Here is a 9763-nt window from a genome sequence, read left to right as displayed (position 1 = left end):
GACCGGAAAGACGGTTGCCGTGCTTGTCGACGGCATGCAACCGCAGGGGCGGCACACGGCGCGCTTCCATGCCGATGGCTTTCCAACGGGGACGTACGTCTACCGGCTTTCGGCAGGCGCGGAAACCCTGACGCGGACGATGACGCTGGTCCGATAGGTCGAGTGTCGTAGGGGTCGGGGAGGAAGCGGCCTTACAAGCGGCCATGGAACCGGCCGAGGCTGTCGAAAAAACGCAAGGGACGAATATGGTATGGAACTGTGCGCCCCGATCCGAGCGCAAGCAGCCCGCCCCGATCACTGATGACGATGCAGCAATTCCGAGTACGTCGGCAGCGGCCACAGACGTTCGTCCACCATGGTTTCCAGGCGATCTGCGAGGACACGTACGGACTGCATCAACGGCTTGACGACATCGTGTGCATAGACCGCAGCCTGTGTGGAATCGCCTTCCGGAAACGCTTCGAACGCCGAGACCAGATCATCCGTCCCCGAAAGCAGCTCTTCGACGAGACGCCTCTTTTCGTCGAAAAGACGGGAAGAGAAGCCGGATTCGGCATCCTTGCGCGTTTCCTCAACTACAACCGGGATGATCCTGGTCTGCAGAATATTGAGCAGCGTGCGCGCCTCAATGTACAGTTCAGTTGCATACGCTTCCTGGAGAGTGGCCTGGCGGGCAGCGAGTTCCCGCTCATTGAAAATGCCAAGACCGCCAAAAAGCGTCACATTCTTCGGCGAGGTAAGGGACTGGTACGCCTCGGGACTACTTGTCAGATGGATCAACCCGAATTTTTCGGCATGATCGTACAGTTCCCTTGCGTAACCGTTTCCACTGAACAGCGCTCCCTCATTTTCCCGGATGGTTTCCCGAATGACCTCGTCCACTTCCTTGCCGGACTCGATTTCCTCGCACATATGCTTCAGGCTGTCCGCCAGCGCTGCGTTGAGCATCGTGAGCGGAAAGGCAATATGCTGATTGCCCCCCACCGCCCGAAACTCGAACCGATTGCCGCACCAGGGAAAAGGTGCGGTGCGATTGCGGTCTTCCATATTGGCCTTGATATCCACCACCGGCGCCGATACCTCGATTTGCTTGTGCTGTATCCCGTGCATGGCAAAAGGGCCGCCGTCTGCGATCTGCTTCACACAGCGTTCCATTGATTCGCCAAGATGGAGGGTAATGATGGCAGGCGGCGCCTCCTGCGCCCCCAGCCGATGGTCGTTCCCCGACGTGGACACCCCGCAACGCAGCAGGTCGCCGTGCTGCTTGACGCTCCGCAGCAGGGCGGCAACGAATGCGATGAAGCGGCGATTCTCTCGCTCGGTTTCGCCTGGCACAAACAGATTCGCACCGGTGTCGGTGTTCAGCCCCCAGTTGTTGTGCTTGCCGTTTCCGTTAATGCCGGCAAACGGCTTCTCGTGAAAAAGGGCGACAAGTTCATGTTCGAAAGCGAGATCGCGCAGTACATCCATGGCAAGCACATTCGTATCTGCCGCCAGATTCGCCAGATTGAAGATGGGGGAAATCTCATGCTGTGCAGGCGCCACCTCATTGTGCGTGCAATGGATCGAAATACCCAGCGCCCACATCGTTTCCCGCGCCTCCGCTATATACCGGTTGATACGCGGGGACAATCGGGAAAAATAATTGGTGGACAATTCCTGTCCGCGAAACGGCGAAGCACCCAGAATCGTGCGGCCGGTAGCTACCAGATCCGGCCGCGCCAGATACAATTCACGCTCTATGAGGAAAAATTCCTGCTCCCATCCGACATTGCATACGATTTCGGTTGCGTCCGTATCGCCAAGATGCTCAAGAAAACGCAGGCCCCGCTCGTTGACCGCAAGATTCGCGCGCAGCAAGGGGGTCTTCAGGTCAAGCGCCTCGCCCGTCCAGGAAACGAAGGCCGACGGGATATACAGCGTTTGCCGATAAACAAACGGAGGGGAACCGGTGTCCCAGCCGATGTACGCCGCAGCCTGATGCGTTTCCCGGAGTCCGCCATTCGGAAAAGACGATCCGTCGGTTTCCGTCTGAAACAGCTCGGAGCCTGTCAGGTTGATGATCAGCCGGTCGGTTTTAAAATCCACCCCGACGAACGTCTCGAGTTTTTCGCCGTGGACCGGCCCTCGCATGGGCGAGAACCAGTGCGAATACCCGATACACCCCTTCGACTGCGCCCATTCGCGTATAGACTTCGCCAGCTCGTTCGCCTCCTTTTTCTCCATGGGCAGCCCGGTCGCCCGGCACCGGGCAAAGGAGTAATACACTTCCGGATCCACCAACTTCTTCAGGATGGCGTCATCCAGCACGCGGTCGTTGATGTTCGCCAGAGACGGAGGCAGGGGAAGGGTCTGGAGGGGAGCGTCGTGCGTCGAGTGCTTCATGGCTGTAACTTGTTCGGTTTGGGGACAGCGCCTGGAAATTCGGTTTCCGGGATAGGCCTTAAAAATTTTATCGAAAAATATACAGGTTTAATTTGTTTGGTAAGTAATAGCGTTGATTTTGTTCTGATGCCCAATAAATTTGTCACTTATATCGCAAAGTAACTGTTCAAGCCCCTAACTTGACATCCTGATCGCGTCTGCGAATCACCGGAGAGTGCAATGGCGAAGCTTCGTGCCTCCATGTCGGTCAAGGAGTTCGACGACAATTATTTCTACGCCGAGGAGCTCAAAGCCTTCGCGCGCCAACTTGGTATCGCTGTCGGCCGACGGCGCAAGCTCGAGCTTGAGACCCTCATCCGTGATTTTCTTCGAACAGGGGTGGTTCCGCCTGCCAAACCCATGCCTGATCGACGGTCCGGGGAAGTACGCGACAGGCTGGCGACGGAAACGGTCGTCCGGGCCTACGTCGACGACAGGAGGACGAAAACATTCCTTCGAAACCTCGTCCGTGCGCGCGCCCCGTCGCTGAGAGACAAGTCAGGCCAGTGGTACTGGCTCAACGAATGGCGCCGCACGCAACTTCAGGCAGGCCGGCGCATCACCTACGCGGATCTCGGCAATCGATTACTGGAGCTTATGCGCTCAGAGGGCCGCTTGCCGCGGATCCCCGCCGCTCGGTTCAACAATTTCGTCACGGATTTCAAGGCGGACCCGGCTAACAAGGGCAAGAGCCGGGCCGATGCCGTGGCGGCCTGGAAGTGCATCAAGTCCGTCCCCGGACCGAAGACCTACGAGGCCTATGCGGCTCTTGAATCCGGTCGACGTAAGGTGGCCGGTTCCGAGTAGCGGAAGACTGATCGCTGGCGCACCTGATAGGGTTTTGCCTGGCTGCCGTGGCGGGGAAGGGGGTACGAAAAATGAAAAGTACAGGGCCCAACCAGTTTACGGGGAATTGGGGGTGGGTGTTGCGGGGTGAGGGAGAATGCGGCCTGCAAAGCGGCCATGGAACCGGCCAAAAAAGCGGCCAAAAAATAGGACTGAAAAAAATTATAATACATTTTAAATATTTGTTATATTTAATCTTATGACAAAGGAAAAAGCGGCCAAAAAAGCGGCCAAAAATATGGCCGACGAGGGCGAATCGATTAGTCGTGCGGAGCCCATGCTGGTGAGCAGCGGCTCAAGGCATCGCGCTGCCTTGACGGATCTAGCCCTCGAACTGACCGCCAAATCGGCCGGCCTCCGGCGCAGCCTTCCCGAAAGGGTGCTCAGCGCTCTCGCCGACCTGATACGGGCGATGAATTGCTATTACAGCAATCTGATCGAAGGCCACAATACGCATCCGGTCGATATCGAGCGCGCACTGAAAAACGATTACAGCGCCGACCCCGAAAAACGGAACCTCCAACTGGAAGCCAAGGCTCATATCGCGGTACAGAAATGGATCGACGAGGGCGGTTTGGCCGGCCGTGCGACGACAGTTGGCGGCCTCACTGAAATGCACCGCCGCTTCTATGGGCTACTTCCCGAAGGACTGCTTTGGACAGAAAACCCGGAAACGGGAGAGCGAAGTAAGGTGATTCCAGGTGCGCTGCGTGATCGCTACGTGAAGATCGGCCGGCATATTCCGGTGAGTCCTGGCGCACTGCCCCGCTTCCTTGAGCGCTTCGAAATCGTTTACAGCAAGCTCGGAAAAACAGATCGTATCCTCGCCGCCGCAGCCGCTCATCACCGATTTGTCTGGATTCACCCATTTCTCGACGGCAACGGGCGCGTAGCCCGACTGATGTCCCATGCCATGCTGCTGGAATCGCTGGATACGGGCAGCCTCTGGTCGATCGCCAGGGGTATGGCCCGCAACGAAGAGGCTTACAAGGACCACCTTGCGGCCTGTGACGCCAGACGCCGCAATGATCTCGACGGCAGAGGCCACTTGAGCGAGGAAGCGCTTGTGAAGTTCACGCACTTCTTCCTGACCACCTGCATTGACCAAGTGGATTTCATGGAAAGTCTACTGCAACCTGAACGGCTGCGCGACCGCATCCTGATCTGGGTCGAAGAGGAAATCCGGGCTGGCGCCCTGCCGAAGAAATCCGGCTCGGTGCTCGAAGCCGTGCTGTACCGAGGCGAACTGCCCAGAGGGGATGTGGCGCAAATCACAGGGGCCAGCGAGCGGCAGGCCCGACGCATCACGTCCGCACTGATCGAATGCGAAGCGCTTGCTTCGGAAAGCTCGCGAGCGCCGCTGCGCCTCGTCTTCCCCGCCCGGCTCGCGTGGCGCTGGATGCCGGGGCTGTTTCCGGAGAGGGTTGGGTGAGAAAAAAAGGGGTGAAAAAAGAAAAGTACAGGGCCTAACCGGTTTACGGAGAATGGGGGGTGGGGTTGCGGGGTGTCAGGATATTAAATGATTCTCTCCCTGCCACTCGGGTACCTGCTGGTCGCGCTTCAGTCGCATACGTTGCAGGCAGAGGGCGTCAAATATATCGCCCAGTTCGCCTCCATCGGACCTGACCGTGGGCAAACTTGCGGTAGCCTCCAGCCAGAATCGTCTTTCCAGCGCCCTGTCATCCTGATAGGCGTAATCCCACCAACTCAGGATCCTGTCCTGCGCTGCTTTCAGAATGGCGTTTCCCGGCAGTCGATCTCTTTTCTCCCGCTGATTCACTTGTCGGTGCGCCGGCATCAGATTCCAAAGGTCGTCGCACGACCAGGCGGACCAGGGAAAACAATGATCTATATCCGCAGCGGTCATCGACAAGCGCTTGCCGCTCCAGACGCAAAACAGGTTCTCCTCCCCAGCTAATCGGACTGCCCGTTCCCTTGCAATTCGGACATCCCGGGAAGCTTCGGACCAGTTCATGGCGAGAGCAATATCTCCATCGGTAATCTGTCGTTCCTGCCGCTCTGCATAGCCTTTCATAAGACGGCCCCACTCCGCCACCAGCGCAGGTTCTATCCAGACATCGAATCGCCGCAAGGCGCGCCACAAGTGCCGCGGAACGATCATCTTCCCGAAACTGGCGAGATATTCTCTGTTCAGCAGAACCCTCGCAGGTCTTTGCACCCTGCCCGCCCTGTCGATGGGAAATATGGGCTTGCCGTCCGGGTACTTGATGTAAGTGGCGGGCATTCTCGCAATGGTTTCCGCCGCATCCTTGAGCGCGGCATGCAGCGCCTTCCCGGCATCGCCGGAAAAGCTCATGCCTACCCGCATATCCAGATGGGATACCTCTTTCAGCCGCCTGAAACCATCTTTGACGAAGCCGAGCCTCTCTCCGTCGCTCCCCACGTTGGCGGGACTTTGCGGCAAGCCGGCAGAGATAAGGGGCTTGAAGAGCCGAACCCATGTCAGGGCCACCAGCCCAAGAGGCACGACCACCGTATCGTCATCCCTGTCCACTACGAAACCGGACGCACCGTCCGCAACCCGGCAAAGACTTCGCAACAAGGCCGGTTTGTACGTCGAACTCTTCTCGTCATTCAGAATGATGTGCCGGAGAAGGGGCAGTGCCCCGAGACCATCGTCCGGAAGCCGGACAGCGATCTGGGTCCAGGAGACATCGTTCCGTCCCAGTCGATCCGGGCTTTCCACGCAGCGCTCCAGAAACGCCCCGTGGCTGCGCGCCAGATCTTCTATCTCACCTGCCGTAACCGGGTGTATACCTCGCTGCGGATCGGCATATCCCTGACGCAAAGTAATCGCCAGAAGCCCGCCGGGCTTGAGAAGATTAATCATCTTCCGAAAAGCCCTCAGGCGCTTACCCGGAGGAACGTGCATCCAGACCGCACTTGCCAGAATCAGGTCAAAGGAAAGACCGGATCGGGTAAGCTCCGGCAAAGCAGGCAATGCGTCGTTGCTCCACTGAATCCGGGAATCGGGATGTTGCCGCGCCGCCAATGCCCGCATCTTCGAGGACGGCTCGGCAGCAACCACTTCGTATCCCTTGCCAGCCAGCCATGCCGCATCCCGCCCGCTGCCGGCGCCGATGTCCAGTACAGCCGCTGAGGAGGCAGGAAGCAAATCCGTCAGCCAACCATGCACCGCTTCCGACGCAACGTCCTCGTACTGAGCCGTTACCTCTTCAGCATGCGCGTCGTACCATGCAATTACGTTGGTCATGAAGGATTGCCTGTTCCTAACGAACACATCGAATGTCCTGACTCAGATAAAACATGTTACAAAAAGAGAACGTTTCGGAGACGCCCAATCTCACCCCACGCAACCTCCTCAACCCCTCAAGGGTTTGCTTGCATCCGCACGCCTGACACCCACCCAATTCCCCAAAAACCACCCATGAACGCACCGCTCCTTCCTTACCGAGCCGCCATGTTGGCCACCCTGATCCCCCTGCTGCTGTCCTGTACGGCGCTCCCCAGCTTAGCCCAGGACGCCGACCCGAACAACGCAGCCTTCGTCACCCGGCTGGGCAACGATACGCTCGCCGTGGAGCGATTCGTGCGTACGGACGCCCGAATGGAGGCCGATGTGGTCCTGCGCACCCCCACTACCACCGTGCGCCATTATGTACTGGAGATGGACGAGACCGGCGCATTGCAACGGTACGAAGCAACGATCCGGACGCCTTCCGAACCCGCCGACGCTTCGCCTGTCCGTCACGAAGTGAGAACCCTTGTCGGCGATAGTCTGGTTGTGGTCGCCACAGAGGGAGACGAAACGCAGACCCGCGCCATGGCCGCGCACGGCGGAATGCTGCCCTTTCTGGATATGATCCACTGGCCCTTCGAACTGATGCTGACGCGCGCCTATGCTTCCGGCGCCGACAGCGTGGCGCAGGACCTCTTTACCGGTCGGGGCTCCATGCAGTTCATTGTCCGGCGCATTTCCGAAAACGCCATGACTGCGCAGCATCCCTTCCGGGGCACGATGGACGTTCGGGTAGACGACGCGGGGCGACTGCTCCGCCTCGACGCCGGAGCCACCACACGCAAACTGATCGTCGAACGTGTACCGTCGGTAGATATCGAAGGCCTGGCGGAGTCTTTCGCCGCACGGGACCGGGAAGACCGTTCGTTCGGCGCACTGTCGGGCCGGGGCGAGGTCAACACTGCGGTACACGGCGCGGCCATCCAGGTCGACTACGGCACGCCCTCGAAACGGGGCCGCGAACTCTTCGGCGCGCTGGTGCCCTACGGCGAAGTCTGGCGGACCGGCGCCAACCGGGCCACGCACTTTACCACGGACCGGAACCTCGTCGTCCGCGACCTCGAAGTGCCTGCCGGCGAATACACGCTCTACTCCATCCCCTCCGAAGAAGGCGGCCTCCTGCTCATCAACACGCAGACGGGCCAGGGCGGCACGACCTACAATGAGGACCAGGACCTGGGCCGCGTCGACCTGACCCGGACCACCCTCGACGAATCGGTTGAGGTCTTCACCATCCTTGTCGAGGAAACGGACGAAGGCGGCGTGCTCAAACTACAGTGGGGCACGACGGAATTGTCCGTTCCGTTTACAGTGGAATAAGGCTCCGATTGCGATAAAAAAGAGGATTAGAATGGAAGAAATGAAGCCCGCGCGGGTCAAGCCCACCATCAACATCGATGTCCTCAATCAAGTTGACGCCCGCGTTGGCATGATCGAGAGTGTCAGTGAGGTGGAAGGATCCGACAAACTCGTTCGACTCAAGGTCGATTTCGGCGACCACAAGCGAACGATATTCGCGGGGATGAAACAGGAACGCGAGGATCCAACCGAAATCGAAGGTCGACAGGCGCTGTTCATCGTCAACCTGGAGCCGAGGAAGATGATGGGAGAAATTTCGGAGGGTATGCTATTCGACGTCGGTTATGAGGACGGCCTTCAACCGGCGCTTCTGACCCTGGAGCGCCCGGTCCCGAATGGCGCCCGCGCGGGTTGAGAAATCGGAGAGGGAGAAAGCCTTCAGCGTCAGCGCGGCGAGTCAGAGAAACAGAGGAAGCCCCCATGCTCAAGTTACAGTGGGGTATGACCGAATTTTTTCAATGATGTAAAACTTGAATGGATGATTTCGAGATAACGCGCATTCCGGCCGCTTTGCCGGCAATCGAAGCCGATACCATGGCCTCCGGATTCGATATGCCATCCGAACGCCGGACAGGGGCTCTTTTGCAACTTCTGGCGGCGAGCAAACCGAACAGCCAGTTTCTGGAAATAGGTACGGGAACCGGCTTGGCGACTGCCTGGCTGCTGAGCGGGATGGATGCGTACTCAACACTGATATCGGTCGACGCCGATAAAAAGGTGAGTGATATCGCCTTTCGTCATCTGGGAGAAGATCGCCGACTGACTCTTATAGTCGATGATGCGAGCTTATGGCTTCAGAATATGGAAGAAGAGACTTTCGATCTGATATTTGCAGATGCAATGCCCGGAAAATACGAGCATTTCGACCTTGTGTGGAAGGCACTGTCCATCGGTGGTTTTTATGTGATTGACGACATGCTGCCACAGGACAACTGGCCGGATGGACACGAAGCCAATGTAGAGCGATTGTTATCGCAAATCGAGAGCCGAACGGATTGTCAGTTCGTAAAACTGGACTGGAGCAGCGGAATAGTATTGGTCGTTCGAACCCGGTAGGCTCGTATTATGAAAAGGGTTGCTGGCCTTCATCCCTCTTCAACCAAACCCCCTTCGGAAACTCGACGTAACCCACCACCCGGTGGCGTACGTCACAGTTCGTTTCCACTGCAAGAAATCACAATCGCCCTTCTGCCCAGCGGACGACAGCTTCAGCAGTCTCTATAGCCTCCCTGTATTGTTGGTCGTCCACTGGGCCGGGACTTCGGCAGCGCTCAGCTTCCCGCGTCGTCCGTCGGAGTGACGGGCTTCGCCGGTTTCACATGCATCTCGAGCCAGCGGTCGGTCTCCCACAGGACGTGCAGCACCGATTCGCGCGCCGCGTAGCCGTGGCTCTCGGCCGGCAGAAAGACGAGCCGCGCCGTCGCGCCCAGCCCCTTGAGCGCCGCGTAGAAGCGCCGCGACTGGATGGGAAAAGTACCCGAGTTGTTGTCGTCCTCGCCGTGGATGATGAGGATGGGCTCGTTCACCTTGTCCGCATGCATGAAGGGCGACATGTACAGGTAGAGATCGGGGTCCTCCCAGAATAGCCGCTGCTCCCGCTGGAAGCCGAACGGCGTCAGCGTCCGGTTGTACGCGCCGCTGCGCGCTACGCCGGCCCGGAAGATGTCGGAATGGGCCAGCAGGTTGCCGGCCATGAAGGCGCCGTAGGAGTGTCCGCCGACGCCGACCCGATCCGGATCCACGACCCCGCGCCGCACGCCCTCGTCGACCGCCGCCTGGGCGTTCGCCACCAACTGCTCGCGGAAGGTGTCGTTGGGTTCCGCGTCGCCCTCGCCGATGACCGGCATCGACGCG

Annotated in this window: 8 protein-coding genes; 5 read left to right on the top strand and 3 right to left on the bottom strand. The window is 58.8% G+C overall.

What is annotated here, in order from left to right; genetic code table 11:
• Positions 1 to 294: 294 nt before the first annotated feature.
• On the bottom strand, positions 295 to 2385 hold the full coding sequence (locus F4Y00_04450; protein MYE04204.1) for a glutamine synthetase type III: 2091 nt from the start codon (positions 2383 to 2385) through the stop codon (positions 295 to 297).
• A 219-nt stretch (positions 2386 to 2604) separates the two neighbouring features.
• Between F4Y00_04450 and F4Y00_04445 the strand changes: the two genes are divergently transcribed.
• Together F4Y00_04445 and F4Y00_04440 are read left to right on the top strand one after the other, a co-directional pair.
• Positions 2605 to 3231: a hypothetical protein gene (locus F4Y00_04445; protein MYE04203.1), complete on the top strand. Its 627-nt coding sequence runs from the start codon at positions 2605 to 2607 to the stop codon at positions 3229 to 3231.
• 238 nt (positions 3232 to 3469) lie between these two features.
• Complete coding sequence (locus F4Y00_04440; protein ID MYE04202.1) at positions 3470 to 4702, top strand: Fic family protein; 1233 nt, start codon at positions 3470 to 3472, stop codon at positions 4700 to 4702.
• A gap of 75 nt (positions 4703 to 4777) precedes the next feature.
• Here F4Y00_04440 and F4Y00_04435 read toward each other — a convergent pair whose 3' ends face one another.
• Positions 4778 to 6505 carry a methyltransferase domain-containing protein gene (locus F4Y00_04435; GenBank protein ID MYE04201.1) on the bottom strand — a complete coding sequence of 576 codons (1728 nt, stop codon included), beginning with the start codon at positions 6503 to 6505 and terminating at the stop codon, positions 4778 to 4780.
• Between F4Y00_04435 and F4Y00_04430 the strand changes: the two genes are divergently transcribed.
• The 3 genes from F4Y00_04430 (at position 6422) to F4Y00_04420 (ending at position 8965) form a co-directional block, all read left to right on the top strand.
• A complete protein-coding gene (locus F4Y00_04430; GenBank protein ID MYE04200.1) occupies positions 6422 to 7870 on the top strand; it encodes a DUF2911 domain-containing protein in 1449 nt (482 codons plus the stop codon). The two genes, F4Y00_04435 and F4Y00_04430, sit on opposite strands and share 84 nt — an antisense overlap.
• Positions 7871 to 7910: 40 nt before the next feature.
• Entirely contained in the window at positions 7911 to 8264 is a 354-nt protein-coding gene (locus F4Y00_04425; GenBank protein ID MYE04199.1) for a tRNA-binding protein, read from the top strand.
• Between the two features lie 119 nt (positions 8265 to 8383).
• Positions 8384 to 8965, top strand: coding sequence for a methyltransferase domain-containing protein (locus F4Y00_04420; GenBank protein MYE04198.1), 582 nt, complete (start codon positions 8384 to 8386; stop codon positions 8963 to 8965).
• A gap of 215 nt (positions 8966 to 9180) precedes the next feature.
• Here F4Y00_04420 and F4Y00_04415 read toward each other — a convergent pair.
• Positions 9181 to 9763, bottom strand: a 583-nt coding sequence (locus tag F4Y00_04415) for a S9 family peptidase (protein ID MYE04197.1), incomplete at its 5' end; no start/stop codon positions are given.

The organism is Bacteroidetes bacterium SB0662_bin_6, assembly GCA_009839485.1.
Taxonomy (GTDB): domain Bacteria; phylum Bacteroidota; class Rhodothermia; order Rhodothermales; family VXPQ01; genus VXPQ01.
This window is presented reverse-complemented; position numbering and strand designations above follow the sequence as displayed.

Bases quoted from the DNA above. Each gene is read 5' to 3' on its own strand.
- F4Y00_04450 (MYE04204.1), bottom strand. From the start codon at position 2,385: ATGAAGCACTCGACGCACGACGCTCCCCTCCAGACCCTTCCCCTGCCT.
- F4Y00_04445 (MYE04203.1), top strand. From the start codon at position 2,605: ATGGCGAAGCTTCGTGCCTCCATGTCGGTCAAGGAGTTCGACGACAAT.
- F4Y00_04440 (MYE04202.1), top strand. From the start codon at position 3,470: ATGACAAAGGAAAAAGCGGCCAAAAAAGCGGCCAAAAATATGGCCGAC.
- F4Y00_04430 (MYE04200.1), top strand. From the start codon at position 6,422: ATGCACCGCTTCCGACGCAACGTCCTCGTACTGAGCCGTTACCTCTTC.
- F4Y00_04435 (MYE04201.1), bottom strand. From the start codon at position 6,505: ATGACCAACGTAATTGCATGGTACGACGCGCATGCTGAAGAGGTAACG.
- F4Y00_04425 (MYE04199.1), top strand. From the start codon at position 7,911: ATGAAGCCCGCGCGGGTCAAGCCCACCATCAACATCGATGTCCTCAAT.
- F4Y00_04420 (MYE04198.1), top strand. From the start codon at position 8,384: ATGGATGATTTCGAGATAACGCGCATTCCGGCCGCTTTGCCGGCAATC.